Here is a 25,880-nt window from a genome sequence, read left to right as displayed (position 1 = left end):
CCATCACATATCAGCGGGTTATTATCTACCCTGTGAGAAGGATCACCTTTGCTCTCGTGTGATGTGTTACAGAAAAATGATTAATGTATAAAACCAAATTAATGTATAAAACCAAATTCATAAAACCCCAGTTAATGTATGTTGGCTGCAACAGCGGTTGGCAGTGAAGGAAGTAAAATGGCCAAGAAAAACCCCTATTATGATGCCAGCAAGCCACATCACACGGAGTTTGGATTTCAGAATGTAGAACCGGTTGTTCATCATCCACAGGATTTGAAACGCTGGCGTGAAGAAAGGAAGCGCCAGTCGCTACCCAAGCCTCCTCAACGGGGATACCCGCAGTTCGTCACCGATTGGTGGCAACAGGCTGACTTTTCAGGGCAGCAAGATGCGTTGTGGTGGCTTGGTCATGCCTCATTATTATTACGTATCAGTGGGCAAACTGTGTTGTTTGACCCTGTGCTTTCAAGCCGGGCTTCACCGGTTAATTTTTATGGCCCACAGCGTAAAACACCAGTACCTGCCAGCGTAAAACAATTGCCCGATATTGATGTGATCGTGATATCTCATAATCATTACGATCACTTGGATGCCACTACTATCACGCAATTATTGCGCCGTTTCCCTGATGTGATGTTTCTGGCCCCATTAGGACTGAAAAATTGGTTGCGGCAGCATGGCGCTCGCCATGTTTATGAGTTGGATTGGTGGGATCAACAAGTCGTCGCTGACTTTGAGTTTCATTGTGTACCCGCTCGCCATTGGAGTATGCGTACACCTTGGGATCGGAATCACAGTTTGTGGTCTGGCTGGGTAGTGAAACGAGGCGAAGTTAACTTTTATTTCAGTGGTGATACTGGCTATTGCCAGCAATTATTGGATATCGGTGAGGCGTTGGGGCCATTCAATTATGCAGCACTGCCGATCGGGGCTTATGCACCACGTTGGTTTATGCAGGCGCAACATATGGACCCACAGCAATCGGTGCAATTGTTTCAACAATTACACCAACCGGTGACGATCCCGATTCATTGGGGGGTCTTTGAACTGGCTGATGAGTCATTGGATGAGCCACCAGAACAACTTCGGCAAGCGCTAACCGATGCCGGAGTGGCACACAATAAATTCGTACCGATTAAAATAGGTGCACGGATCATACTGAAATAGCCACGTTCCAGCGGGCGGGTAAATAACCTGCTGGAACTGAATGACGGCTGTTCTGGCTGATAGGATCAGCGCGTTAGATCTTAAATTGATTAACAGTATCAGTTAAATCAGTGGCCTGAGCTTGTAAGGCCGCTGAAGCGGCCGTTGACTCCTGCACGAGTGCGGCATTCTGTTGCACCATCGTATCTAATTGCGCCACCGCACTATTTATTTCGTGAATGCCACGCATTTGTTCATCAGCGGCATTGGTGATCTCCGACATAATGGTCGTGACATCAGAGACACTACCGACAATATCGGTCATGGCATTACTGGCTTGGCGCACTTGGCTGGAGCCTGATGCCACACTGCTGACCGTCGATTCGACCAGGTTTTTTATCTCTTTAGCCGCTTGTGCGCTGCGTTGTGCCAGTATACGAACCTCGCCTGCAACCACGGCAAAACCTCGTCCTTGCTCACCTGCCCGAGCGGCCTCGACGGCAGCATTCAGTGCCAGAATATTTGTTTGGAAAGCAATGCCATCAATGACGCTAGTGATATCGCCAATTTTTCCAGAGGCTGTTTCAATTGACTCCATCGTTGTGATGACTTTAGTGATAACTTCGCCACCGCGAGAAGCATCCTTAGAGGCAGAAAGTACCGCGTTGTTAGCTTGCCGTGCGGCACTGGCTGATTGAGCGACGGTTGCCGAAATTTGTTCCAGTGCTGCTGAGGTTTGCTGCAAACTGGCGGCGGCTGATTCTGTTCGACCCGATAAGTCTTGGTTGCCTGCTGCGATTTCATTCGCTGCTACCCGGACAGATTCGCTGGTACCACGGATTTGAGCCATAACCAGACTGAGCTTATCTGCAAACTGATTAAATGAGCGGGCAATCTGTGCCACTTCATCACGGCCTTCAGCCGGAAGGCGCTGAGTGAGGTCTGCTGAACCGGAACTGATAGCATCCATCGCTTGCTGGACATGCGTTAATGGCGTCAGGGCGCGTTGGGTTATCAGCGCTATCACCACCGCAGAGATGAAGATAATTATCACCAATGTTACTAATGATGTCGTTAGTAATGAATGCATTCCTGCAGTCGCTTGAGATTTATCCAGTGCAACGATGGTAAACCACTGCGTTCCAGGGATTGCCTGAGCGAGCAATAATTTGCTGCTGCCGCCAATATCTGTTGAAACAGGTACCGTTGCCGTAAGCAGTGTCTGCAAATTCAGGTTCGGCGCGATATTGGCCAGTGACTTAAGAGTTAGCACCGTCTCAGGATGGGCGATGATTGTGCCATCAGCCCCGATTAGCATCCCGAAGCTATTATCGGTTGGGTGTATAGCATTCACATTGGCAATTACACTGCCCATAGTGACATCGGCAGCGATCACGCCTTTAAGAACTCCATCTTGAACAATGGGCCATGCAAATGTGACGACCAACTGCTGGGTCCCTGCATCGATATACGGAGGTGTCACCACAGGCTTACCTGCATTCATGGCTTGTAGATACCACGGGCGCTCGGTGGGGTCATAATCGGCGGGAATGCCATCCGGGTTGGAGAAAATAGCCGTTTTATTGGCGTAGCCAATATAGACATTAATAAAGCCGCCTGCTGCAGACACTTGCTTTAGGGCAGCGAGTGGTTCTGCGGTTAATGCGTTGTCTTTGAGCGACATGATCATTTGTGTTTTGGATGCCACCCATTCAGCAATGCTGACACTGTGGCTAACAGTGAGTGCTGTCAGGGTATTATCTATGGCGCTGTTATTATATTTATTGGCAACGGAATAGTTGAGGAAGGTGTTGATGGCGAGCGAACCCGCAACGATGATAATACAGGCTGCCAAAATACGTGAGCGAATGGAATCAAGCATAGAGCGTCCTAAATAAAAAGGAAAACATGATTCAAGTAACGGCTTGGCAAGAGAAAACTTGAGCTGAGTCACGGTAATAAACGGTAATTAATGACTACTGTTAATTGTTGCTCATGTTTACATGGCGCTTTCTAGTAATGATTATATTTATTTTTTTATAAAAAACATGATATTGCTTATTTTTTGGTGAAGACTTAAGATGTGAAAATGTGAGTAAAGTTTAAAAAGATAGTAATGTTTATCACGTAAATTAGTGCCTATCGGCATATCTATGGGGTGGGTGCCTATAGCGATGGGCTGTACACAGATAAACTGCACACAGCCCATGATTTTCGATTTCCGGCGTTTACTGTGCTTTTCTATGATTAAAATTTGTACTGAAAACCTACGGTAAGGGTTTGGCTTTGATGCTCAATACCCGATTTACCATTGCCAACATTCCCGGTGGCGTAGTTGAGCGTTTGTGTCTCTCCTCGCCCTTCAGAATATTGGTTCCAAGCCGCTTCCACGAAAAGTTTAGTATTTTCTGTGAAGTAATATCCAGCATCAATAACGGCCGAGTAGTAACTTGAATTCTTGCTACTGTCTTTAAATGAAACTTTGCGGCTATAGTGATTATCGTATGCATTGGCATTAACCCAATTGCTGTATTTCAATAAGGCATTAAATTCTAATTGTTGATAACGATAACTTCCAGCCAAGCCAATATAAAGCATATCAAACTTTTGTTTATAACCAACACCAACAATGCCGTCAGGAGCAGCAAAGACATTTGTGCCATTATTATAATTAAAGTTACCACCATAAGCTGTCCAGCTGTGATTATTTTCCTGATAGCCTAAAATAGGCCCAACCCGATAATTGTGCTGTTTAAAAAACCAAATCTTCGCATTTATGTCAATTTCATTGGCATAATTTAAATTGGTTTTTTCGTGATGAGACCAATCACTCCACTGTGTTTGTTGTGGGGTAAGCCAATCATAATTATCCATCACTCCCTGACCTGATGAAAGTGTGCTCCAGGCCTTGGCTGTTAGGGTTAGTCGAGGCAACGCATCCCAGGATATATCCAGTTTTACGATAGGGGCATTATTGGTTTTCCAGTTTAATTGACTTAGCCTTTTATTAGCAGTTTCGGCTTGATAAACAGACTCGATTGACTCGGCATTCAATAATCCAAATGAGGTGCTGACAGTCACGTTGCCTGCTGTATCCGTATTATTGTTGGCCGCGGCAGTCTGGCTCAGCATAAATAATGCCAGTACGCAGCCCCCTTTTTTTGCCAGTATTTCTTTATTCATTATTAACCTTTAATTTGCTTAAATCATCATAATTAAAACTAACATCGATAAAGATTTAATTTTTTAAATTAAAGATTAAAAAATTTTTAAAAAAATTAATTTTTTATTCTAGGGCCGATAATATGCGAGTGCGAATAGATTCCGGGCCAATCTACCCGGATACATTTCTGTTAAAATTCATTGTTCAACCATTCATCGGCTTCATCAAACATTTCTTCAACTAAACGGTTGAGTACTGACTTTTCTTGTTTGCTGGCATTGGTATTGATGCCATTGGCATGCATCGCTTTGACTTTAACCTCTGCATCAGGGAAGACACGATGTACGCGTTTGGTGAGCTCTGCCCTAATAATTTCAGTGGCGTTAGCAAGGGAACCGACATTCCGCTTGTCATAAATTAATTCAACACGCATGACTTTTTCCTGAACAATAAGTACTGTGATAATATACAGTATTCGTGCGTAGCAGACAACCCTGATGACATAAATAAATTACCGCAGGTGATTTACTGGTTAATTACTGGCGGTTATTTTTTATATAAAAAGATAACTGGTTGTATAGACACATGATTTAGTTATTTTATTTTGTAATTGGTTTTTAAGGAAACGGACGGCCTGGCTAATCTATTTGCAACCAACGGGCATCAACAACCACACCGAGTATCTTACAGTTGCCGTTCAGTTCAATTAACCGATACGCGGGATTCAAGGGTTTCAAGTACTTAATGCCCGCATCAACCACTAACTTCTTAAATGTTGCTTCGTTATCATCCGTCAGTTTGGCGATCACAAAATTACCCGGCATGGGCTCTTTTTCTGGGTCAACCAGGATAATCATCCCTTCTGGGAAGCTGATACCTGATGGCGAAGTCATGGAATCGCCTTTTACGCTCAACCAAAATGCACTCTCATGAGCATGCTTGGTCGATTCAGGCCAGATCTCAATGTCACGCAGCGTATACGGCTCTATCGCTTCATACCAGTTACCCGCGCTTATCCAACTGATTAACGGATAGCTATTAGCGACGGAAACCGCGGGTTTATCCTTTGCACCTGAGCGGGTAGTGATGGACAGGCTCTCCGCCATTTTTGCCAACTCTTTGGCCAGAGAAGGGCTAAAGCTACTGATGGGTTCATTCAGTACTTTTGCAAAAGCAGCGGCGTTGGTGATATTGAGCGGATTTACGCCGTTGAGGAACTGGTTGACAGCACTTTGGCCGACGCCCAATTCATGTGCAACAGACTCCTGGGATATACCCAGTGCTTTTTTCTTCGCATTAAACAGCTCTTTCAGCCGCTTAGCGTCATCTAACTGTTCGGGCGTTAATGGCTTCTTTTTCATGAGTCAATTTTATTACCGTTAGCAATAATATCCAATCACTTGCGGTGTTGACTATAAAATCACTTGCGGTAATAATCAATCAAAATGTATAAGGGAAGCGCATGGAATCATCTCTGGAAAGCATACTGTCAAGGTGCTCAACGGGGGACGTGACATGAGTTTGGCCGGTTAGCACCCGCAGACGGCAGCCAGATTAACCGGTGGTTTCCGTTGTTGACCAATGAATAGGCAGAGGTGTCATCGCCTGACCCCGCCTTTTGTGGAGTAGTGATATATGAGTTCATTAAACGGTCCGCAAGCCGGAAATCACAGTCAGAAGAGTCAGGGTATGAGAGACATCCAATTGGTATTAGCGCGGTGGGGGGTATGGGCGAGGTATAGCTCGGGGCTGGATTATTCATCGATAGCCGCTGGTTTCAAAGGGTTACTGGCCGACACCTCTAAAAGTAAGGCGTCATGTTGTGACGATGATGGCCTGGTGGTCGATGGCTGTGTTGCACGATTGAAACAATGTCGGCCAAATGAATATGAATTGATTATTCGCCACTATGTCCTTAACCAGTCAAAACGGGCGATTGCACGGCAGCAAAAAAGAGATGAAAAGCTGATTAGGATTAACATGCAGATGGCTGAAGGTTTTATTGATGGCTGTTTGGCGATGCTAAATGTGAAATTAACCATGGATCCTTTCATTGAGAATTTACCTATTTATGAACAGCCACCAGCGCGGTCCGAAGAGAATGCCACAGCCTGATATTTCGGGGGCATAGTATACAAATATTCACAACACGTTGTGAAAGATTATTTTAGTTTAAAATAAATAAAATTATTTAATAACATAAAGTTAGATTAAATATTTACAAATGCATTATTTTAAAATTTGTGATAATAGTCATCTCAATGTGAAACCTAAAGCTTAACAATAGTGTCAATTAAAACGGTTTCATTAGGAGTGCTGAGATGTCTATCCAACTTGGCGTGATTGCAGATGACTTTACCGGAGCGACTGACATTGCAAGTTTTATGTCAGACAACGGCTGGAAAGTGGTGCAGTTTATTGGGGTTCCCACGTCAAATAATCTGTGCCCTCCTAATACCGATGCTGTCGTGATCGCGTTGAAGAGCCGCTCAATTCCCGCCGCTGAGGCTATTGAACAATCATTAGCCTGTCTACACTGGCTAAAAAAGTGCGCACAAGCTCGGCAGATCTATTTCAAATATTGCTCCACGTTTGATTCAACGTCCGCAGGCAATATCGGTCAGGTCAGCGATGCCTTGATGTCTGCAGCGGGGGGGCAACAGTTAGTTCACTGTCCTGCATTGCCGCAGAATAAGCGCACAGTGGTTCATGCTCATCTTTTCGTCAATGGTGTGTTGTTGAATCAGTCAGGTATGGAAAATCACCCGCTCAACCCGATGCGTGATGCCGATCTACGGCGGGTGCTGGCTCCACAAATTCATGGCGCTGTGGGTTCATTGAGTCTTGAAGCTATTCAACAGGGCACATTGGCTATTCACCAGCGGCTGGTTGCGCTATCTGCACAGGGCTGCAACCACGTGATTGCCGATACGCTCACTCCGGCTGATTTGGATCATCTGGCACTGGCGCTAGCCCAGCAACCACTGCTTGCGGGCGGCTCGGGTTTAGGGGGGGCGTTGGCGAAACGGTTTCCTTCGATTTTTATGTCAGGTACGGCTTCTACGTCAGGTGCGACGAAATTTGCTTTCCCGATTAAACGAAAAGCCGTGGTGCTGTCAGGCAGTTGTTCAGCCATGACTCACCGGCAGGTCAGCACTTACCGCCAACGAGCAGCACATTTGTCTTTGGATGTTGGGCGCTGTATTGAGGCAGATTCAGGCTATATCAATGGCATCGTTGATTGGGTAATGGCACATAGCAGCGATGCGCTGGCTCCATTGGTGTACGCCACTCAGCCGCCGGATATCATTCGTGAGATCCAACAAAAATACGGGGAGCAGCAAGCCAGTATGGCCGTGGAGGCGGCGTTTGCTGGTTTGGCTAACGAATTATTAGCCCGTGGTGTTAATACATTTATCGTGGCAGGTGGTGAAACATCCGGTACGGTGGTTAAACAACTTGGCGTTAATATGTTGGAAATTGGCAAATCAATCGCACCTGGGGTTCCGTGGGTGCGCGACCCTCAGCGTGGTCTGATGCTGGCACTCAAGTCCGGCAATTTTGGTAATGAACACTTTTTTGTGGCAGCACAGGAGTATGCAGAGTGAACAGTACCCCGGTTTCAGAACAGCAAACCCCTTCGGAGCCGCTACCATCTTCGGAGCCACTATCTTCGGAACCACTATCTTCGGAGCCACTATCTTCGGAACAACAAATGCGTGATGATTTGGTGAACTACGCCCGCTCATTATTCCTGCGGGGGTTGAGCAGTGGCGGTTCCGGCAATATTAGCGCCAAGCTTCCAGATGGTGGATTTTTGGTCACACCGACTAATTCCTGCCTGGGTGAATTGGATAGCCAAACACTGAGTAAACTTGATGCCGAGGGGAACCACATCGGCGGTGATAAACCATCGAAAGAGGTACCGATGCATTTGGCAATGTACCGTGCCAGGCCCACGTGCGGGGCAGTGGTTCATTTGCACTCTCCGTATCTGACCGCTTTGTCATGTCTCACCAATATTGATCATACGAATTGTTTGCCACCCATTACGCCTTACTATGTGATGCGCATCGGGCGTCTTCCTTTGTTGTCCTATATAAAACCGGGGGATCCGGCTATTGCCACCGCCCTTGCCGATACTGCACGCGATCACAACGCCGCCTTGTTGGCGAACCATGGCCCGGTTGTCAGTGGTTCAACGCTGCGGGAAGCGGTGTTCAACGCGGAAGAGCTTGAGGATACGGCACGGCTCTATTTTCTGATAAAGTCTTATGATTACAATCAATTAACAACCTCGTCTATTGATGAGTTGAGCCAATCATATCGCAACCAAATAGGATAATAATGATGATCCCTGAACAGCGTCGTGACTTTATCTACCGCTACGTACATGAGCAGAATGTCGCATCCTTCATGGATCTGGCAGAGTTGATGAATGTGTCACACATGACGGTGCGCAGGGATATCCAGATACTGGAGGCTGAAGGGAAAGTGGTGGCAATCAACGGCGGTGTGAAGCTGAACAATATGCTCAAACTTGAGTTAGCGTATGGCGAAAAAGCGTCACTGAATCATAAGCTGAAGCAGAATATCGGGGCGCTGGCGGCCATGTTGATTGAACCTGGGCAGACACTGTATCTCGATGCAGGTACCACGCTTTTTGAAGTTGCCAAAGCGGTCGCGGCCAGTAACTGTTTTAACCTGACCGTCGTGACCAATGATTTCACTATCTGTGGCTATCTGATGGACATGCCACATATTAGCCTTTACCACACGGGGGGCTTAGTTGATCGCCGTAACCGTTCCTGTTTGGGAAATAGCGCCGCCAATTTTCTTAACACTATCAATATTGATGTGGCATTCCTCAGTAGCAGCTCTTGGGATATTGAGCGAGGCATGTCAACGCCCAGTGAAGGTAAAGCCATGGTGAAAGCGTCTGTCATGCGCGCATCACGGCGTAATATTCTGGTCTCGGACAGCAGCAAATTCGGCAAATATGGCATGTTCCCTATCTGTAATTTACAGGCGCTGACTGACATTATTTCAGACGGCAATTTGCCACTTGCCGCACAGAAACAGATCGAAGAATCCGGCGTTAAATTACATCTGGTCAACAAAGAGGTAAGAGCCCCATGCTCAAATTTGCAGCCAATCTAACGTGGTTATTTACCGAGGTGCCATTTTTACAGCGCTTTGCTTTGGCTGTTAAGGCTGGCTTCCCTGCAGTAGAGTGCCTTTTCCCCTATCAGGAGCAGATCGCCGATGTGCAGCAAGCACAAAAAGCGAGCGGCCTGCCAGTGGTTTTGATCAATGCCCCTGCCGGAGAGTGGGAAAATGGTCAGAGGGGGCTCGCCTCACTGCCCGATGCTGGCGAGCAGTTTCGCCACAGTGTGCGGCTGGCTCGCGAATATGCCGTGGCATTGGGATGTAAACAGATTCATATCATGGCTGGCAATAGAGAAGAGAGTATTACTTTCGATGAGCAATATGCGTTACTGATTGAACGATTACGTTATGCCGCAGACTATTTAATGGCAGACAACATCAGGGTGCTTATTGAACCTTTAAATAATGACAATATGCCAGGCTATTTTATTTCATCATTTCCGCTGGCGGAAAAAATAATACACCAGTGTAAAAGAAAGAATGTTTATTTACAGTTCGATGTTTATCATTGCCAAAAAATACACGGTAACCTATGGGCCAACATACAACATTACTGGCCGTTAATTGCACATATACAGATAGCCTCGGTACCTGATCGGCATGAACCGAATAAAGGCGAGGTCAACTACCCTTGGTTATTCCAACAACTGGTAATAAAGAATTACCCCGGCTGGATTGGATGTGAATATCATCCCGAAAACGAAACATTTTCAGGGCTAGGGTGGTTTGAAAAAAAATAAAATATCAATGCGTTTTCATAGCGCCACTGACTACGGTATAGATAATTGTGATAGGCCACACTTCGGTGTGGCCAGAGGTTATTGACAAAGTGCCCGCGACGGAGAGAACAGGCAGATCGTAAAGACGCCGTAAATACATCCATGTAGGCTCGAGCCGCGCCATCCTTGGCGCGGACTCTTTACTCTTCTGCCTATCCTCACCGTTCAAGAGTGAGTCATCGGGGTTTGTCAGCAGTCTGGCCATCTTTTTTTACCTTATCTTAAAAAACATTCATGCGGTCCGCAAAAAATGTATTAGTCTGGCATCTCTGGTTTATTCGTTACCGTCTATACCCGTCATACCTCAAGCTGCAAGGGGGTTAGCTGCTCTTGCTCACCCCAGTCAATTAGTTATCTAAGTGACTGGGCATTTGCCCGCTTGCCGCCTTTCTATAATAGGGCATAAAGGCACATTAATTTCCTGCTGAGGCAGGTTTTGTTGTTTCTATGCAGGTGTAATGAATACAGAAAATAATTTTTAAAATTTTTATAAAAAACATTCACGCGGTCCGCAAAAAGTAGACTAGAGTGATATCACTGGTTCGTTACATACTGATTAATAAATAAGAAACTCTTGCATCTCTGGGGTTTCTTATTGCTATCTGTAATATGCGTCAGTGTGCAAAATACGGAGGTGTTCAATGTATGAGCAAAGCCAATTGCCGTATTGGTGGACAGGCTCCCTGGCTTTATTTTCGGCGCTGAGCTTGCAGGACTGTATATTTATTATTGGCACTATCATTAGCGTGATATTCACCATTAAAACCTATTACGTCAATTTACGTGAGAAGGCCGCGATAATTAAAGAAGAGCAGCGTAGGACGGAAATTTTACAGGATTTTCTGCAAAATAAAGCCATTGAAAATATGCCAGCGGCCATTGTGGTCTGTCATAAAGTAGCAAGCCAACACGCCATTATTAAACGGAGATGAGGTATTCATCCCTGCATGGGGAAATTATTAATCAGGAGAGCCACGATGACTTTTATTGATGTCAGGAGTCGCTCATTTTTTATTGGGTGAAATTATGAATGCAGCTCAAATCAGGCAACTGGCGGCAGCGGCGTTACGGGGAAAAACCGATGCAGAAGATCGTATCTATTTAACCGAAACATGGCCGATAACCACCTATCCCGCCATTTTGTTACAAACGCCACTGGAGGTGAAAGAGTCGATTGGCCGTAATGCGCCGCAGTTTAAAACAATCACTACGCTGCGTATTAGCGGGCACATCCAACTGAGCGAGGGGGAAGACCAGGTCACTGTAGCGCCCTCGGCACTTGAGCGTTTGTGTGAACAGATTCAGCGGGCGGTCATTAACAGCTATGACCTGACTCGCCAGATTCAGCAATTCGCCAAGGTGCGTACCACGATGGGTATTTATACCGCACCAAGTATTGCGGCTACCCGCAGTGAACCCTCTTTAGCTGAAGTAAAAGTGGAATTAGATCTTGAATATTATCAGGGGCCGGAGGATTTCTTTCCGCTGGAGGCCACACAACTGGCGGGTATCGACGTCACTATTAATATGCCTGACGGTGCCCCGGAACCGCTGATCGCAATAACCCTCTCGGAGTAATCCTATGTTCGTAAAACCAATGGCTGGTCGCGCGGTACGTGACCCAGTCAAGGGCACCTTTTTGCCTGAATTCGGCACCGAGGTTCCTGATAACGCGTTTTGGCACCGTCGCCTACAAGACGGTGATGTGGTGCAGATAGCGGCTAAACCGGCGGCATCTGTATTTAAAGAGTTAACAACGGAGAGTACTAAACCATGACCATTCCTTTCACAAATATTCCCAGCAATCTGCGCACGCCACTGTTCTTTGCGGAATTTGATAATTCCCAGGCTAACACGGCGAGCACCACTCAACGTACGTTGATTATCGGGCAAACATTGGCGGACAGTACTTTGCCTGCCAATATCCCACTGTTGGTCTCATCAACCGCGACTGTTGCGGGTTTGTCTGGTGCAGGCTCTATGCTGCATGGGCAAATGGCGGCTTATCTGGCCAATGATACTGCTGGTGAAATCTACCTTTTACCGCTGAGTGATGCCAATAACATGGTTGCAGCCATTGGTAAAATTACCATCAATACGGCGGCATCAGAGACCGGCGTTATCTCGCTTTATATTGGCGGGATCCGTGTGCAGACCACAGTGGTGGCGACTGATGATGTCAGCACTATCGCTGCAGCTTTGGCAGCGGCGATTGAAAACAAACCTGAATTACCGGTCACGGTTGCTCATATCGGTGATGTGGTATCGGAAGGGGCTGTCGTGGTTCTGGAGGCGAAGAACAAAGGCGCGCATGGTAATAACATCGATCTGCGCCTGAACTATTTGGGTAACGCTGGCGGTGAAACCACCCCTGAAAGCCTGGTACTCACGATCACCCCTATGGTAGGAGGAACAGGGGCACCTGATCTGGCCGATGGACTGGCAAATCTACAGGATCGCACGTTCGATTTCATCATTAACCCTTATACCGATACGGCTTCACTGGATGCGATCAAAGATTTTCTTTCTGATAGCACCGGGCGCTGGAGCTATCGCCAGCAGTTGTACGGCCACAGTTTTGCTGCGCAATCCGGCACCTATGGTCAGTTGACTGCAGCCGGTGAGTTGCGTAACGACCAGCACGCTTCGTTATTGGGTATTCATAATTCACCCACGCCAGCACATATCTGGTCTGCCGCTTATGTCGGTGCGATTGCTCAAAGTTTGCGTAATGATCCGGGCCGTCCATTACAAACGCTGGCGATGAGCGGCGTATTGGCACCTCCGCTATCCAGTCGCTTTACCCTGACGGAGCGTAACAACTTGCTGCACAGCGGTATTTCAACCGTGACAGTGGCCGATGACAGCACTGTTCAGGTGGAAAATATTATTACCACCTATCAGACCAACAAATACGGCGCGGAAGATGACAGCTACCTGCAAATTGAAACTTTGTTCTTACTGATGTTTGTCACCCGTTATTTGCGCACCCAGGTAACCTCCAAATTTGCCCGCATGAAGTTGGCAGCAGATGGAACACGCTTTGCTCCTGGCTCGGCCATTATCACGCCAAATGTTATCCGTGCTGAGCTTATCGCCCAGTACCAGACGTTGGAATTTAACGGCTACGTGCAGGATGCCAAAGGTTTTGCCCGTGGATTGATTGTTGAGAAAAGTGCCAGTAACCCGAACCGGGTTGATGTGCTGTGGACGGGCGTGCTGATTAATCAACTGCGTATCTTTGCTGTTCTCAATCAATTCCGCCTGCAAGCGGCCGTTTAACGATCGTCTGTTTAACGTTCGATTGTTTAACCATAAAAAAGGAAATAAATTATGAGCGATACTTCAAACCGCCTGGCGGGTACGGCGTATGTCACCGTGGATGGCATTACAGTCATGGTTGCCGGTAGCTTTAAATACAGCCCATCCAGAGTAAAACGTGAAACCGTTATGGGCATGGACGGGGTGCATGGCTATAAAGAAACCATCAATGCGCCTTATATTGTGTGCCAGATCCGTGATAGTGGCGGGGTCTCCGTTAGTGATTTTAATGAGCAGACGAACGTTAATATTGTCTGCGAACTGGCGAATGGCAAAACCATTATCGGTAGTGCGATGTGGTCGGTGAACACTCAGGAGGTGGACAGCACGGAAGGCACACTTGAGGTGCGCTGGGAAGGCGGCTCGGTGACGGAGAACTGATATGGCTGAACTGGAACGCAGTAAAACGATTTCGTTGGTTAAGCCTATCGCTCACGACGCAAGCAAGACCACCTATGAGGTGATCGAACTCAGCGAACCCACCTTGTTACAGGTACAGCAATTCTACGATGAGCAAACCAAATCCGGTTCGCTTAGTGGAATGGGGTTACTGATTGCTTTGGTATCGGGGGTGCCGCGCGAAGCCATTAAGAAAATGGTTTTTACCGACTATAAAGCCTGCGAGGTCTACATGATGAGTTTTTTAGCCTACTCCCCAACGGGGGACGATGGCGCGAAATAATCGCTGACGTCACTTACTACTATAGCTGGGGGCCGGGCGATGCCTGGTCCCTGACCTACAGTGGATTAAGGTGGTGGTGCCAGCAGGCCGAGCGGATTAATAATATTAAGGCTGGCAAAAATGACTGAGATATTTGATTTTGACCTGACTATCGATGCTCAGGTTACTGAATCAGTTAGTCAAATGAATAAGGCAATAAAAGCGTTAGTGCCTCAATTTAATGAGTTACGTAAAAGTGTGGAGGCGATTAATCACGTTATCCCCTTGTTCATTATGCGGATAGATGGATTTCATAATGAATACGGCAATATAAGCGGGGGAGCCAGAACATCGTCGGGCAATAGCTTAATGACAAGTATCGCTAACATTGCTAATAGCTATATAACAGGAGGGCGATTTAATCTTATTTATACTATTGGTTCTGAATTTTCTGGTGCATTAAATCAGGCAGCCAGCGATGCCCGAACGGTAAATAAAGCAACGCAAAATGCTGGTGCACCTATTGATCAATTCAGTCAAATATATGGGGCGATGCAAATTCGTGGTGCAGACCAAAACGCCGCAATGAAATCGACTGAACGGCTCTATAACACGTTTAATAATATACTTTGGGGACGTGATGAGCGGGGCCGGAATCTGTTACAAGATTATGGTTTAGACATTGCCAGTAATACAAATGGGACAGCGGATGTCCCTACCACGTTGACGAACATGGCTAAAGAATTTCCACAAATGGCACCACAGGACCAACACCAACTGATCAATATTCTCAAAATGGACTCTAGTGCTATTGAGTTATTGCGCGAGGGGGTGCAGCTAACGGATTTACTGGCTAAATCAAGACAATATGGCCTAACGATTGATCCTCAACTGAATGCCCGATTGACTGAGTTAAATATACGAACTAATGAGTTAAGTATGGCTTGGGATGGCCTCAAAGGTAAAGTATCGAATAAGCTTTACGATGTGTTGTTCTCTGACGGTACGATTGCCGACGGAATAGGTGGCCTTACCGACATGATAACTTATGGCCCAGATAACTTTTCGCTTATGCGTACCCTAGGGGTAACCCGAGGGACTGATACGGATAAAATGCGTCGGGGTTATAATGATGCTGATTTTTATCAGCAACTTAATTTTTATGAAAAAACCATGCTTGATTTTGGGCTGATGACCGATGGGTTTCGAAAAAAATATCAGGGACATAATGAAGCGAAAAATGCCACTTTGACAGTTAGTACAGTGGCAATGAATAGTGAGGTTCCTGAATTCAATCCAGAAAAAGATCTGTTTAATTTTGGATCTGAAACCGAAAATATGTGGATCAATAACCAGCTTATGGATATTAACGCTGAAGAGCCTTACTCACTTTGGCCCTCAGTAGATCCTGTTTATGAGAATATAAGCAGCAATCCAGTCAACCTATTATCTCCTATTGACGCTGAATCAGCGGGTAACTTTAACGGCAGCGCCATTGCTGATGTTATTGCCACCGCGATGCAAAATAACCGGGTGCAAATTGAGCTGACATTAATCGACAGCCGGACTGGTGATACTTCGCTGATCCAAGCGCAGGGCGGGGCCAGAATTGCCCACGCCATGGAGCTCGGTAATTAATTTAAGTAAAAACGCAATGTAGTAAACCCGCCCATTACTGGGGATTCCTCAGCGCTCCGGCGGGTTTTTTACTTTCTGTAAACCGAAAACCGGGCAGGAGAACAAAATGTCACTCATTGGCAACACATTATCAGCGTTATTGGGAGGCAGTGACGACAGTTGGCAATGGTCGGAACACCTTCATCAAGCCTCCTTTCGTGGCGTTCCCTTTGTGGTCGTCAGTGGGCAAGGTACCTTTGGTCGCCGTCAGGTAACACACAGCTACCCCTATCGCGATACCAGCTATATCGAAGATTTGGGTCGCAATACGCGCAAAATTGTTCTGAAAGGGCTTCTGATACAAAACAGTCAAATCTATACCGCACCTGATGTGATGACTCAACGTGATTCATTGATTGCGGCTTGTGAAATGTCGGGGCCGGGCACCCTGGTCCACCCGACTCTGGGGGAAATGACGGTCAGCATCTCCGAAGCAGGGCTATTGATCGATGATAGCTTCAGCAGTGAGCGGGTATTTTCCTTTACTTTAACCGCCATTGAATCTGGCCTGCGTGCCTTTGCTATCACTGGCTCCGCAGAAATGGGCGCATCCATTCAGTCCTCCTGGCTAGGGCTAAGTGCCAAAGCTGTCGCGGGTTTTATCTCAACCGTGAAAGGTGAAATGCGTTCAGCGACTCAGGCGATAAAAACCCTGAAAAGTACCGCTGCATTTTGGCGTCGGATGGTGACTGACACGGCCAACGAAGCCAGTAATTTGGGCAACGCCCTACGCTCAACCTTTGGCCGCAACCGCTATGGCCGCTATAACCACGGCACTGTCGGGGGCAGCAGCTCGGGAGCGACAACGGCGGTTAGCCAACAAAATGACACGGTGGATTTATCCACGCTGGTAGCGCAACGAATGGCACTGGTGGTTGAGGGGCGGGCGGCACTCAACGCGGCGTTGGACGAGTTACTCGCCGCCAACAGTATTGAAAGCCATGCCGACAGTGTGCTGGCCGTGGTCAATGCCCTGCTGGCGACGGGCATCAGTACGCGGGATATTATCCGTATCATGGAAACCCTGGCGCTAGCTCATGACGATACTTTCCGTGCCAACGACAGTGATAGGGCCGTCGCGGATGCCAGCCACCACTTAATGGCCACATTATGCACTGGGGCGATGATCCAAGTGGCAGCGCAATATCAACCGGAAAGCTATGACGATGCGGTTGCGGTATTGGGCCGGGTTTGCCTGGTGATTGACAATACCGCACTGGTCGCCGCCGACAGGGGGAATGATGAGACCTATCGTGCGCTGATGCAGATGCGTGAATCTATCGTGACCGTGCTACAGCAGGCGGGAGCCAATCTATCACGGGTTGGCGAGGTCAGTTTTAACCGTTCACTACCGGCTCTGATGCTGGCAAACCGCCTCTATCAGGATGCGTTACGTGGTGATGCGCTGGTAAAAATGGCTAATCCTATTCACCCGGCATTTATGCCCATCCGATTTAAGGCGCTGAACCTATGAATGATGATTTAACGCTGGAAGTGGGGGGCCGGGCGATCACTGGCTGGAGCAAAGTAAAGGTGACGCGGAGCATTGAAAAATTACCCAGCAGTTTTGAACTGTCACTGATGGACCGTTACCCCGCCAGTGGGGGGCAACAATGGGTTAACCCCGGCGATCCCTGTGTGGTGAAGTTAGGTAATGACTCAGTATTAAATGGTTATATTGACAGTTGGGATAACGCTATCACGGCCACAACCCACCTGGTCAGTGCCATGGGACGCGGTAAATGTCAGGATCTGGTGGATTGCTCTGCCAAGTGGCCTAACAGCGTGATCAGCCAATCAACGGTGTTACAAATTGCACAGAAATTGGCTGAACCTTACGGCATCACCGTGACCTCCGATATTACTGACATGACCATCGTACCGACATTCACTCTCAATTGGGGGGAAACGGCGCAAACGGTCATTGAGCATGTGACCCGCTGGGCGGCGTTACTCTATTACGACCAGTTGGATGGCAACCTATTGCTAACCCGTGTTGGGAACCGCAAAGCTGCCAGTGGCGTGGCACAGGGGGTCAATATTCTGAGCGCGAGTCTGCATACGGACATCAATAAACGCTTTGTTGATTACACCGGTGTCACGCTCTCGACCAATACGGTTGCCAGGCGCTCGTCCTCGGGGGGGAACAATACCTCGGTATTGGTCAGAGTGCAGGATACACAACTGGCGGCGCTGTTTCCGGATCGTTATCGCAACCGCATCGTTATCGTCGAAAACACCGTGGACTCACCGCAACTGGTGGAAACCAGTATCGATTGGGAAATCAACCGCAGCTATGGTCGCGCCAAAGTCCTCACGGTACAGGTAGATAGCTGGCGCGATAGAGACCAACAACTGTGGGAAATCAACTCGCTGATCCCTATTGATATTCCGGCTTTAGGGCTTCGGGATGAGTTGTGGTTGTTATCTGAAGTGGTTTATCAGAAAGATGCAAAAGGAACGGTGGCAAATATGGTCTTGATGCCACCGGCAGCATTTGGCGTTAAGCCCTATAAAATAAAATGAAACAAGGGGTTAACCATGAGTGATGTAAGTGGGCAAATCTCAACCCTATACCGACAGATAAAAATGCTGTTGGGGATCGGTCGGGTGACAGCCTTTGACGACAGTAACGAAGTGCAAACCGTGCAATATCAAACCCCGTTGGAAATCCACAGCGATACACCAAGGTTAGCTGAATTTGGTTTCTCGTCGGGATTGCCCGCGGGCAGTGATGTGGTCATTGGTTTCCTGGGCGGTGATCGTTCCAGCGGGATGATCATCGCTTCCCACCATCCGGCCTATCGACACGTGGGGCTCAATGCAGGTGAAACGGTGATTTATTCCCAGTGGGGGCAATTTATCAAACTGACCGAGAGTGGGGTGGTGATTGAGGCTGGCAACCAGCCGGTGACCGTCAGTAATGCGACAGAGGTGACGGTAAATGCCTCGGTAAAAGTGCGGCTAAATACGCCGTTGCTTGAGGTAAGCGGCAATATCATTGATAACGCCGACAGTAATAGCGCCACGCTAAAAACCTTACGTGACGCCTACAACAGCCACAATCATCAACTTAAAAACGTCCAGTCGGGCAGTGCGACACTTACCAGTGAAACGCCCGCTAAGGTGGTGCGATGACAACAGATATTAAGACCGTTTGGGATGTAAATGCCTTGCTGGGGGATTGGCAGACCGGTAACGGCGGCTTACTGGAGGGTGATGACTTGCAGACGGCTATTTTGCTGAGTTTATTCACTGACCGTTTAGCGCGGGCAGATGATGCTATTGATAGCCACGATCGCCGTGGTTGGTGGGGTGACAGTGGTGCAGCATCGGCTATTGGCTCACGGCTCTGGCTACTGCGGCGCGAAAAACTCACCACGCAAGTGGCTATCAAAGCGGAAGATTATGCCACAGAGGCGCTGGCATGGTTGAGCGACGATAGTGTGGTGGCTGCCATTAACGTCCGTGCGCACATCATCGCCCCCAACACACTGGTGCTGGTGGTGAGTTACCAACAACCCAGCCAAATACGATCAGCTAATCAAACACAGTCATCAATTAAATTTTCATGGGTATGGGAGGAGTAATTCATGCCATTTAATCGACCCACGTTAAGTGAATTGCGGCAGCGGAATCAGTCTTATATTCAATCGGAACTGAAAACTGGCGGCAATTTATTGCGTTTCTCTAATATCGGTGTGATCAGTGATGCCGATGCCGGGATGGCGCACCTGCATTACGGCTATCTGGATTATATCGCCCGGCAAGCCACCCCCTATAATGCTACCGACGAGTATCTGGCGGCTTGGGGGGCGCTGAAAGATGTGTTCCGCAAAGCGACCACTCCAGCCACCAGTAACGAGGTCCAGTTCAGCGGTATTGTCGGGCGAGTCATTCCCGCTGGTAGCTTGCTGAATCGGGCCGATGGCTACCAGTATCGGCTTGATAAAGAAGTGGTTATTGCCGCTAAAGGCAGTGCGCTTGGTGAAATTACCGCTATCTTGCCTAGCCCGTTGAATGATGCAACTGGCGGCGGCAATCGGGGTAACAGCTCGGTAGGGACCGTACTGACGCTGGATATTGCGATTGACGGGGTTCAGGCCACGGCCACCGCGTTGACTAAAATTTCTGGCGGCGCTGATATTGAATCAGAAGATGCATTTCGTTCTCGAATGTTATTGGCCTACCAGAACGTCCCGCAAGGTGGCAATGACACCGATTATCAATCCTGGGCATTAGCGGTACCGGGAGTCACTCGTTGCTGGGTGAAACGGCGCTTGATGGGGGCGGGCACCGTTGGGGTGTATATCATGTGCGATGATAACGACCACGGCGGCTTCCCGCAGGGAACTGACGGTATCTCATCCCTTGAAGAGTGGGGGGCGGTAAAAGCCACTGGCGATCAGGGGCGGGTAGCGGACGCTATCTATCCACAACAACCTATTATTGCTCTGGTGTATGTTTGCGCGCCTGTCGCTCAAGCGATTGATTTTGTGATCAGCGGCATCTCTTATGCTGACAGTACAACAACCGCCGCCATCAATACCGCTATTGATGAGGTGTTTTTCACCGAAGGGCAACCCGGTGGAAAAATCCTGTGGTCGTCGCTGTTGCTGGCCATCGGGGAAGTGCCTGGAAGCGGGGGGTTTATTATGGAATCCCCGTCGGCCAATATTGAACTGCAAACCGGCAAACTCCCCGTTCGGGGTACAGTGAGTTACCTATGAGCCGCTATTCTGTCAGTGAATATACCGGAGCGTTACAAGCGCTGATGCCGATGGGATTAGTGTGGCCCCGACGGCCTGACGGCGTACAGACCGAGGTACTGCGGGCGTTAGCGAATGCTTATCAACGCAGCGATGAAGATGCACAAGATCTACTGTCGGCGGCTTTTCCGGCCACCGCCACCGCACTCTTACCGGAGTGGGAGGCGACACTGGGCTTGCCCGATTTGTGTGCGATTGGTGAGATCGATAGCATGATCCAACGCCAGCGGGCGGTGGTTGCTAAATTATTTGGTATTGGCGGCCAATCGGCGGCGTACTTTATCCGCGTGGCAAAGGCGTTGGGCTATGCCATTACCGTTACCCAATACCGGCAAGCCTGCGCGGGTATGTCGGTGTGCCGTGATGCATTGAACGGTGAAGAGTGGCCCTTTACCTGGCTTATTACCGCGCCGGAAACCACCATTCATAATGCTCAATGCAGCTTAACGTATTGCAGTGACCCGCTGCGTTCGTGGGGTAATAAACAACTGGAATGCCGGTTATCGGTATTAAACCCATCCCATTCTATTCTGAAGTTTGGCTATACCCTTCTAACTTGAGGTGTCTGGCGATAAAGCTAAGCACATTGGGTCATTATTCATTAACTATTTCTATTTTATCGCTTTAACCAGTGAGGTATTACCATGCAAAAAATTGGAGATATTCCTAATACACGCGCCGACAGTAACGGTGAATTTACCGACGGCAATGTCGCCGGTGGCGTGCCACCCACCCTATTACCGGCTGAGTGGTTTAATACTATTCAGCGGGAGTTGGTCACGGTGGTTCAAGATGGAGGATTAACCTTAGATCCTAATGACGACACACAGGTTTTAGCCGCACTGAAAAAGCTATTTTTGCAGTCTGGTAATAATCTCTCTGAGATAAAAGACGCCGGTCCAACGGCTATAACACAGACTCTCGCAAACCTTGGTTTGGGGGAAGGCTCAGCAATTCCGGTTGGGGTCCCGCTTCCGTGGCCTACCGCCACTCCACCCGAAGGTTGGTTAAAATGTAATGGTGCTATCTTTGACAAAGTAAAATATCCAAAATTAGCATTGGCTTATCCGTCAGGTATTTTACCGGACTTGCGGGGTGAGTTTATTCGTGGCTGGGATGATGGACTTGGGGTTGATGCAGGTCGGGAAATACTATCAATACAAGGTGATGCGATAAGAAATATCTCTGGTGGAATTCAGGGACGCAATGAAGCAACATCGGCCAGACTTTTCAGCTCTAACGCCACTGGAGTTTTTCGCACTGACGGTCAATTTGGATCTTATGCTGCTAGCGCAGATGTGGCAGTAGGCGTTACGGATGATAGACTCGCCGAACTTTTTTTTGACGCTTCCAGATCTGTACCCACAGCCAATGAAAATAGACCACGGAATATTGCTTTTAACTATATTGTGCGAGCGGCATAATGATTATTAAATTTGATAAAGATAGCGACGCAGTTACCGCAGTAAAAGTACTATTTATAATTTAGTCTACGGTATCTCAGTGAATTAATAAATATACCGGGCAATTACGCCCGGTTAGCTATCTACAAAGAAGTATCCGCCGAAAAACGCTTACGATTACCGCAGCAAGAAATAGTCGATATCTCGCTAACATAAATAACTGGCTCGTCCATGGCCCCATTTCATGCTAAATTCGCGTGTCTTGGGCCATTGCAAGCGCCCTAAAGGCAGGTCGCTACGGGAATTCAGGTATCAATATGTTTACTTATAAAGAAATATCGACGCTGAACGAACTGGAATTGATAGTTTATAATTACATCATAAAAAATACTGACAAAGTGGTGTACATGACTATCAGGGAGCTCGCAGATGCCTCGGGTGTTTCTACCACCACAGTTTTACGTTTTTGTAAAAAAATGAACTGTGATGGTTATTCTGAATTTCGTATCCGGTTTAAATTATATTTAGAACATGATGAAAAACCACCAGTCACCTTTGGTATCAGTGAAATAATCAGTTATTTTAAGAGCATTAATAATAGCGAATTTGATGAACTATTAGATAACGTAGCGAAACAGATAGCGGCAACGCGCAGAGTTATTTTTGTTGGTATCGGCACATCGGGAGCATTGGGGAAATACAGCGCCCGCTTCTTTTCTAATGTTGGTAAATACAGCACCTACATTGATGATCCCTATTATCCTATTAACAGCGACATGTATCAGGACGCGGTCGCCATTATCCTTTCAGTCTCTGGAGAAACAGAAGAAATTATTCGCATTGCCAACCAATTTAGCCTGCAAAATTGTAAAATTATCAGCCTGACCAACAGTGAAAGTTCCACCTTGGCTAAAATGGCTGATCTCAATATCTCCTATCACATGCCCCCGGTTATCCTTGAAGGCCAGTATAATATTACTACCCAAATTCCGGTGCTATATATTATTGAAACTATTGGCAAGAAATTACCTCAGCTAATGAATAAAAACACCAAATAAAACAGGGTGTTTTTCACATGTAACATATTACAAACGGTACATTTTGTTATATCGTGACTTCGCTTTTCTTTTTGCTAGAATCCCTCCTCGATATCCTGTGAATACGCATAATAAGCCGATAACGCTCTATTTATTTTAGGGTTGGCACCCCGCGACAGGAGATTAATAATGGCAATTGATCACGCATTGACCGCCCAGCATGTCATCAGCTTGTTTAATGTTGATGAAAGCGCGCCGATACTTTCCATTTATAGGGCACCTATTTACCCACAGTTATTAGGGATATTGTTATGAGCTATCAACAGTTACCGAAAGATTTTTTATGGGGTGGCGCGGTTGCGGCACATCAGGTTGAAGGCGGCTGGGATAAAGGCGGCAAAGGCGTGAGCATTGCTGATGTCCTCTCTGGCGGCTCCCATGGGGTTGACCGTGTGATGACCGACGGAGTGCTGGAAGGGTATCGTTATCCAAACCATGACGCCGTTGATTTTTATAGTCATTACAAAGAAGACATTGCGCTGTTCGCCGAGATGGGCTTCAAATGTTTCCGCACCTCTATTGCCTGGACACGTATCTTCCCGTATGGCGATGAACAGCAACCCAATGAAGCCGGCCTGCAATTTTATGACGATATGTTCGATGAATTGCTGAAATACGGTATTGAACCGGTGATTACGTTATCTCACTTCGAAATGCCGTGGCATCTGGTCAAAGAATATGGTGGCTGGAAAAACCGTAAAGTGGTCGATTTCTTTGTAAAATTCAGTGAAGTCGTCATGGCGCGCTACAAAAGCAAAGTTAAATATTGGATGACCTTCAACGAGATAAATAACCAGCGTAACTGGAAATATCCGCTGTTTGGTTATTGCTGTTCTGGTGTGGTGTTCACTGAACAAGAGAACCCAGAAGAGACCCTGTATCAGGTACTGCATCATCAGTTTGTTGCCAGTGCCAAAGTGGTCAAGCTGGGTCATGCCATTAATCCGGAATTTAAGATTGGCTGTATGGTGGCGATGGTGCCTCTGTATCCTTTCTCCTGCCATCCAGATGACATGATGTATTCCGTTGAAGCTATGCGTGAGCGCTATCTTTTCGGCGACGTTCATATGCGCGGTTATTACCCTTCATATATTTTACAAGAGTGGGCGCGCCGTGGTTTCAATATCCATATGGAAGAGGGGGACCTCGAGACTCTGCGTGATGGTTGCGCCGATTACATGGGGCTGAGTTATTACATGAGTAACGCGGTCTCTGCGATTAATCCAGGTAGCGGCAATTCACTTTCAGGGTTTGAGGGCAGCGTGCCGAACCCACACGTCAAAGCCTCTGACTGGGGGTGGCAGATCGATCCGGTGGGTCTGCGTTACTCTCTGAGTGTGTTGTATGAGCGCTATCAGAAGCCGTTATTTATTGTTGAAAATGGTTTTGGTGCGATAGATAAAATCGCAGCGGATGGCATGGTGCACGATGACTACCGCATTGCTTATCTTAAAGCCCATATTGAGCAGATGAAAAAAGCGGTATTTGAAGATGGCGTGGACCTAATGGGTTATACCCCATGGGGATGTATTGACTGCGTATCTTTCACCACCGGTGAATACAGCAAACGTTATGGCTTTATTTATGTCGATAAAAACGATGATGGCACCGGTACAATGGCGCGTTCACGTAAGTTAAGTTTTGATTGGTATAAAAAAGTTATTGCCAGCAATGGTGAAATTCTTTAATACCTAACCACCAGTGAGTCTTTTACTGGTTTGAATTCAAGAAGGCCGTTCACCCTCTGGTGAGCGGTTTCTTGCCTTGTTATTAATAACGCCTAAAGCACCTTCCTTTTATTTAGAGTATAGATATTATTAGGGAAGGCTGTTGACCAACGTTCCATTCCGTTTAAACTCCGTGCATAGCTTGATTGTTATATTTTGAGATGTGATATATAAACTAATATCTTTCATATCAAAAGGATAACCTATTATCCCGGTTTTTAATTTAAACGCTTTAAGTTCACTTGAGAGGAACTTTGCTTTGACTAATGCCGCTGTCCTTCCCTTTGAGAAAGGATTTGAAGACAACTCTTCTATCTTGTCGTTATTTTCTATATAGCGCCAAATAAGATCAATATGTTTGTTGATGTAAGCTGGGAAATCGTAGTCAGTATGAGTATCAGGAAGCAAGAAACTGTGATAACCAACAGTTATTTTAATTGCTGATGTCATTCTATCATCCTTGGTGGTAAACGATGTTTTGGCAATTAACAAGTCATAACAATCATTATATTCACCGACATTTGAATATAATAGCAAGTGATGTAAATCACAAAAAATAGAGAAGGATACTGATAGAAGGCATTTTTCCGTTTTATCCTACTCGTTATGCCATTAACTTTTGGGGCACCCCACGGTAATAAACAAAAAGGTAGAAGGCGGTGTGGGCAATTAGGCGGCTGTGGGTGCAATAATGATACGGTAATTACATAAATTTAATGGCAGGCTCGAAATTACCGGTGGTTTTAACTAAAGCATGAAGTATGTTCGGGCATGATTGCCCGGTCTATTCATTCTAACTTCAGCCGGGTTTTTCCCCTGAGTTTCCTTACTACTAACCCCACAAATGACAAAACCAACCCTAATGGATTGGTTTTGTTGAGGTATTTGGTCGGCATGAAAGGATTTGAACCTTCGACCCCCGACACCCCATGACGGTGCGCTACCAAGCTGCGCTACATGCCGATGCT

Annotated in this window: 28 protein-coding genes, 1 tRNA gene and 1 pseudogene; 23 read left to right on the top strand and 7 right to left on the bottom strand. The window is 47.1% G+C overall.

The window, feature by feature from the left end; translation table 11 throughout:
* Positions 1–138: 138 nt before the first annotated feature.
* Positions 139–1,167: an MBL fold metallo-hydrolase gene (locus AC971_RS01040; protein WP_025383173.1), complete on the top strand. Its 1,029-nt coding sequence runs from the start codon at positions 139–141 to the stop codon at positions 1,165–1,167.
* A gap of 73 nt (positions 1,168–1,240) precedes the next feature.
* Here AC971_RS01040 and AC971_RS01035 read toward each other — a convergent pair whose 3' ends face one another.
* The 4 genes from AC971_RS01035 to AC971_RS01020 all read right to left on the bottom strand — a co-directional run bounded on the left by AC971_RS01035 (position 1,241) and on the right by AC971_RS01020 (position 5,670).
* Complete coding sequence (locus AC971_RS01035; RefSeq protein WP_025383174.1) at positions 1,241–3,028, bottom strand: methyl-accepting chemotaxis protein; 1,788 nt, start codon at positions 3,026–3,028, stop codon at positions 1,241–1,243.
* Between the two features lie 365 nt (positions 3,029–3,393).
* Positions 3,394–4,329 carry an omptin family outer membrane protease gene (locus AC971_RS01030; protein WP_025383175.1) on the bottom strand — a complete coding sequence of 312 codons (936 nt, stop codon included), beginning with the start codon at positions 4,327–4,329 and terminating at the stop codon, positions 3,394–3,396.
* A gap of 170 nt (positions 4,330–4,499) precedes the next feature.
* On the bottom strand, positions 4,500–4,742 hold the full coding sequence (locus AC971_RS01025; protein WP_025383176.1) for a DinI family protein: 243 nt from the start codon (positions 4,740–4,742) through the stop codon (positions 4,500–4,502).
* Between the two features lie 205 nt (positions 4,743–4,947).
* Positions 4,948–5,670, bottom strand: a complete 723-nt coding sequence (locus AC971_RS01020) for a LexA family protein (protein ID WP_002208864.1) — start codon at positions 5,668–5,670, stop codon at positions 4,948–4,950.
* Between the two features lie 328 nt (positions 5,671–5,998).
* On the opposite strand from AC971_RS01020, the gene AC971_RS01015 reads away from it, so the two are divergent.
* The 5 genes from AC971_RS01015 to otnI all read left to right on the top strand — a co-directional run bounded on the left by AC971_RS01015 (position 5,999) and on the right by otnI (position 10,218).
* Positions 5,999–6,424 carry an antiterminator Q family protein gene (locus AC971_RS01015; protein ID WP_258953811.1) on the top strand — a complete coding sequence of 142 codons (426 nt, stop codon included), beginning with the start codon at positions 5,999–6,001 and terminating at the stop codon, positions 6,422–6,424.
* A 206-nt stretch (positions 6,425–6,630) separates the two neighbouring features.
* A complete protein-coding gene (gene otnK, locus AC971_RS01010; protein WP_025383178.1) occupies positions 6,631–7,917 on the top strand; it encodes a 3-oxo-tetronate kinase in 1,287 nt (428 codons plus the stop codon).
* A gap of 107 nt (positions 7,918–8,024) precedes the next feature.
* Positions 8,025–8,654, top strand: coding sequence for a 3-oxo-tetronate 4-phosphate decarboxylase (otnC, locus tag AC971_RS01005; RefSeq protein WP_038402609.1), 630 nt, complete (start codon positions 8,025–8,027; stop codon positions 8,652–8,654).
* A gap of 2 nt (positions 8,655–8,656) precedes the next feature.
* A complete protein-coding gene (locus AC971_RS01000; RefSeq protein WP_025383180.1) occupies positions 8,657–9,469 on the top strand; it encodes a DeoR/GlpR family DNA-binding transcription regulator in 813 nt (270 codons plus the stop codon).
* Complete coding sequence (gene otnI / locus AC971_RS00995) at positions 9,445–10,218, top strand: 2-oxo-tetronate isomerase (protein ID WP_038402170.1); 774 nt, start codon at positions 9,445–9,447, stop codon at positions 10,216–10,218. Before AC971_RS01000 ends, otnI begins: the two co-directional genes overlap by 25 nt.
* A 74-nt stretch (positions 10,219–10,292) precedes the next feature.
* Here the strand turns inward: otnI and AC971_RS24560 are convergent.
* A pseudogene (locus tag AC971_RS24560) lies at positions 10,293–10,361 on the bottom strand (gluconate 5-dehydrogenase); the annotation flags it as partial.
* A 537-nt stretch (positions 10,362–10,898) separates the two neighbouring features.
* On the opposite strand from AC971_RS24560, the gene AC971_RS00985 reads away from it, so the two are divergent.
* From AC971_RS00985 to AC971_RS00910, 17 genes are all read left to right on the top strand, one after another.
* A complete protein-coding gene (locus AC971_RS00985) occupies positions 10,899–11,189 on the top strand; it encodes a hypothetical protein (RefSeq protein WP_025383182.1) in 291 nt (96 codons plus the stop codon).
* A 94-nt stretch (positions 11,190–11,283) separates the two neighbouring features.
* Positions 11,284–11,835 carry a hypothetical protein gene (locus tag AC971_RS00980; protein ID WP_038402612.1) on the top strand — a complete coding sequence of 184 codons (552 nt, stop codon included), beginning with the start codon at positions 11,284–11,286 and terminating at the stop codon, positions 11,833–11,835.
* A 4-nt stretch (positions 11,836–11,839) separates the two neighbouring features.
* Positions 11,840–12,034: a DUF2635 domain-containing protein gene (locus AC971_RS00975; protein ID WP_025383183.1), complete on the top strand. Its 195-nt coding sequence runs from the start codon at positions 11,840–11,842 to the stop codon at positions 12,032–12,034.
* Positions 12,031–13,539: a phage tail sheath subtilisin-like domain-containing protein gene (locus AC971_RS00970; RefSeq protein ID WP_025383184.1), complete on the top strand. Its 1,509-nt coding sequence runs from the start codon at positions 12,031–12,033 to the stop codon at positions 13,537–13,539. The genes AC971_RS00975 and AC971_RS00970 overlap by 4 nt, the downstream gene beginning before the upstream one ends.
* A 51-nt stretch (positions 13,540–13,590) precedes the next feature.
* On the top strand, positions 13,591–13,959 hold the full coding sequence (locus AC971_RS00965) for a phage tail tube protein (RefSeq protein ID WP_025383185.1): 369 nt from the start codon (positions 13,591–13,593) through the stop codon (positions 13,957–13,959).
* 1 nt (position 13,960) lies between these two features.
* Positions 13,961–14,260: a phage tail assembly protein gene (locus AC971_RS00960; protein ID WP_025383186.1), complete on the top strand. Its 300-nt coding sequence runs from the start codon at positions 13,961–13,963 to the stop codon at positions 14,258–14,260.
* A 120-nt stretch (positions 14,261–14,380) separates the two neighbouring features.
* On the top strand, positions 14,381–15,877 hold the full coding sequence (locus AC971_RS00955; RefSeq protein WP_025383187.1) for a hypothetical protein: 1,497 nt from the start codon (positions 14,381–14,383) through the stop codon (positions 15,875–15,877).
* Positions 15,878–15,983: 106 nt separating this feature from the next.
* A complete protein-coding gene (locus AC971_RS00950; protein ID WP_025383188.1) occupies positions 15,984–17,390 on the top strand; it encodes a DNA circularization protein in 1,407 nt (468 codons plus the stop codon).
* Positions 17,387–18,442, top strand: coding sequence for a phage baseplate assembly protein (locus tag AC971_RS00945; protein WP_025383189.1), 1,056 nt, complete (start codon positions 17,387–17,389; stop codon positions 18,440–18,442). Before AC971_RS00950 ends, AC971_RS00945 begins: the two co-directional genes overlap by 4 nt.
* A 15-nt stretch (positions 18,443–18,457) precedes the next feature.
* Entirely contained in the window at positions 18,458–19,054 is a 597-nt protein-coding gene (locus AC971_RS00940) for a phage baseplate assembly protein domain-containing protein (protein WP_025383190.1), read from the top strand.
* Complete coding sequence (locus tag AC971_RS00935; RefSeq protein ID WP_025383191.1) at positions 19,051–19,506, top strand: phage GP46 family protein; 456 nt, start codon at positions 19,051–19,053, stop codon at positions 19,504–19,506. Before AC971_RS00940 ends, AC971_RS00935 begins: the two co-directional genes overlap by 4 nt.
* Before the next feature lie 3 nt (positions 19,507–19,509).
* The gene (locus AC971_RS00930; protein ID WP_025383192.1) at positions 19,510–20,646 is read left to right on the top strand and encodes a baseplate J/gp47 family protein; all 1,137 of its coding nucleotides are present in this window, start codon (positions 19,510–19,512) and stop codon (positions 20,644–20,646) included.
* Complete coding sequence (locus tag AC971_RS22505; RefSeq protein ID WP_048677176.1) at positions 20,643–21,245, top strand: YmfQ family protein; 603 nt, start codon at positions 20,643–20,645, stop codon at positions 21,243–21,245. The genes AC971_RS00930 and AC971_RS22505 overlap by 4 nt, the downstream gene beginning before the upstream one ends.
* Before the next feature lie 84 nt (positions 21,246–21,329).
* Entirely contained in the window at positions 21,330–22,109 is a 780-nt protein-coding gene (locus AC971_RS00920) for a phage tail protein (protein ID WP_002208845.1), read from the top strand.
* A gap of 296 nt (positions 22,110–22,405) precedes the next feature.
* Positions 22,406–23,146 (top strand): MurR/RpiR family transcriptional regulator, encoded by a 741-nt coding sequence (locus AC971_RS00915; protein WP_025383194.1) that lies wholly within the window; start codon positions 22,406–22,408, stop codon positions 23,144–23,146.
* A gap of 168 nt (positions 23,147–23,314) precedes the next feature.
* The gene (locus tag AC971_RS25465; RefSeq protein ID WP_258953810.1) at positions 23,315–23,440 is read left to right on the top strand and encodes a hypothetical protein; all 126 of its coding nucleotides are present in this window, start codon (positions 23,315–23,317) and stop codon (positions 23,438–23,440) included.
* Positions 23,437–24,873 carry a 6-phospho-beta-glucosidase gene (locus tag AC971_RS00910; protein ID WP_025383195.1) on the top strand — a complete coding sequence of 479 codons (1,437 nt, stop codon included), beginning with the start codon at positions 23,437–23,439 and terminating at the stop codon, positions 24,871–24,873. The genes AC971_RS25465 and AC971_RS00910 overlap by 4 nt, the downstream gene beginning before the upstream one ends.
* 129 nt (positions 24,874–25,002) lie before the next feature.
* Here the strand turns inward: AC971_RS00910 and AC971_RS00905 are convergent, their stop codons facing one another.
* Both AC971_RS00905 and AC971_RS00900 read right to left on the bottom strand, forming a co-directional pair.
* Entirely contained in the window at positions 25,003–25,362 is a 360-nt protein-coding gene (locus AC971_RS00905; RefSeq protein WP_025383196.1) for a hypothetical protein, read from the bottom strand.
* Positions 25,363–25,798: 436 nt separating this feature from the next.
* Positions 25,799–25,875: transfer RNA gene (locus AC971_RS00900), tRNA-Pro, on the bottom strand.
* Positions 25,876–25,880 lie beyond the last annotated feature (5 nt).

This window comes from Yersinia similis, from assembly GCF_001053095.1.
Taxonomy (GTDB): domain Bacteria; phylum Pseudomonadota; class Gammaproteobacteria; order Enterobacterales; family Enterobacteriaceae; genus Yersinia; species Yersinia similis.
The sequence above is the reverse complement of the archived record's forward strand: the minus strand, read 5'-3'. Positions and strand labels throughout refer to the sequence as shown.

Excerpts from the sequence above, each read along its gene's own strand:
- AC971_RS00915 (WP_025383194.1), top strand. The coding sequence starts at position 22,406 with ATGTTTACTTATAAAGAAATATCGACGCTGAACGAACTGGAATTGATA.
- AC971_RS01035 (WP_025383174.1), bottom strand. The coding sequence starts at position 3,028 with ATGCTTGATTCCATTCGCTCACGTATTTTGGCAGCCTGTATTATCATC.
- AC971_RS22505 (WP_048677176.1), top strand. The coding sequence starts at position 20,643 with ATGAGCCGCTATTCTGTCAGTGAATATACCGGAGCGTTACAAGCGCTG.
- AC971_RS00945 (WP_025383189.1), top strand. The coding sequence starts at position 17,387 with ATGAATGATGATTTAACGCTGGAAGTGGGGGGCCGGGCGATCACTGGC.
- AC971_RS00920 (WP_002208845.1), top strand. The coding sequence starts at position 21,330 with ATGCAAAAAATTGGAGATATTCCTAATACACGCGCCGACAGTAACGGT.
- AC971_RS00940 (WP_025383190.1), top strand. The coding sequence starts at position 18,458 with ATGAGTGATGTAAGTGGGCAAATCTCAACCCTATACCGACAGATAAAA.
- AC971_RS00970 (WP_025383184.1), top strand. The coding sequence starts at position 12,031 with ATGACCATTCCTTTCACAAATATTCCCAGCAATCTGCGCACGCCACTG.
- AC971_RS00930 (WP_025383192.1), top strand. The coding sequence starts at position 19,510 with ATGCCATTTAATCGACCCACGTTAAGTGAATTGCGGCAGCGGAATCAG.
- AC971_RS00950 (WP_025383188.1), top strand. The coding sequence starts at position 15,984 with ATGTCACTCATTGGCAACACATTATCAGCGTTATTGGGAGGCAGTGAC.
- AC971_RS01020 (WP_002208864.1), bottom strand. The coding sequence starts at position 5,670 with ATGAAAAAGAAGCCATTAACGCCCGAACAGTTAGATGACGCTAAGCGG.
- AC971_RS00975 (WP_025383183.1), top strand. The coding sequence starts at position 11,840 with ATGTTCGTAAAACCAATGGCTGGTCGCGCGGTACGTGACCCAGTCAAG.
- AC971_RS00955 (WP_025383187.1), top strand. The coding sequence starts at position 14,381 with ATGACTGAGATATTTGATTTTGACCTGACTATCGATGCTCAGGTTACT.
- AC971_RS01025 (WP_025383176.1), bottom strand. The coding sequence starts at position 4,742 with ATGCGTGTTGAATTAATTTATGACAAGCGGAATGTCGGTTCCCTTGCT.
- AC971_RS00905 (WP_025383196.1), bottom strand. The coding sequence starts at position 25,362 with ATGACATCAGCAATTAAAATAACTGTTGGTTATCACAGTTTCTTGCTT.
- AC971_RS00965 (WP_025383185.1), top strand. The coding sequence starts at position 13,591 with ATGAGCGATACTTCAAACCGCCTGGCGGGTACGGCGTATGTCACCGTG.
- otnK (WP_025383178.1), top strand. The coding sequence starts at position 6,631 with ATGTCTATCCAACTTGGCGTGATTGCAGATGACTTTACCGGAGCGACT.
- AC971_RS01015 (WP_258953811.1), top strand. The coding sequence starts at position 5,999 with ATGAGAGACATCCAATTGGTATTAGCGCGGTGGGGGGTATGGGCGAGG.
- AC971_RS01040 (WP_025383173.1), top strand. The coding sequence starts at position 139 with ATGTTGGCTGCAACAGCGGTTGGCAGTGAAGGAAGTAAAATGGCCAAG.
- AC971_RS00960 (WP_025383186.1), top strand. The coding sequence starts at position 13,961 with ATGGCTGAACTGGAACGCAGTAAAACGATTTCGTTGGTTAAGCCTATC.
- otnI (WP_038402170.1), top strand. The coding sequence starts at position 9,445 with ATGCTCAAATTTGCAGCCAATCTAACGTGGTTATTTACCGAGGTGCCA.
- AC971_RS25465 (WP_258953810.1), top strand. The coding sequence starts at position 23,315 with ATGGCAATTGATCACGCATTGACCGCCCAGCATGTCATCAGCTTGTTT.
- AC971_RS01000 (WP_025383180.1), top strand. The coding sequence starts at position 8,657 with ATGATGATCCCTGAACAGCGTCGTGACTTTATCTACCGCTACGTACAT.
- AC971_RS00980 (WP_038402612.1), top strand. The coding sequence starts at position 11,284 with ATGAATGCAGCTCAAATCAGGCAACTGGCGGCAGCGGCGTTACGGGGA.
- AC971_RS00910 (WP_025383195.1), top strand. The coding sequence starts at position 23,437 with ATGAGCTATCAACAGTTACCGAAAGATTTTTTATGGGGTGGCGCGGTT.
- AC971_RS00935 (WP_025383191.1), top strand. The coding sequence starts at position 19,051 with ATGACAACAGATATTAAGACCGTTTGGGATGTAAATGCCTTGCTGGGG.
- AC971_RS00985 (WP_025383182.1), top strand. The coding sequence starts at position 10,899 with ATGTATGAGCAAAGCCAATTGCCGTATTGGTGGACAGGCTCCCTGGCT.
- otnC (WP_038402609.1), top strand. The coding sequence starts at position 8,025 with ATGCGTGATGATTTGGTGAACTACGCCCGCTCATTATTCCTGCGGGGG.
- AC971_RS01030 (WP_025383175.1), bottom strand. The coding sequence starts at position 4,329 with ATGAATAAAGAAATACTGGCAAAAAAAGGGGGCTGCGTACTGGCATTA.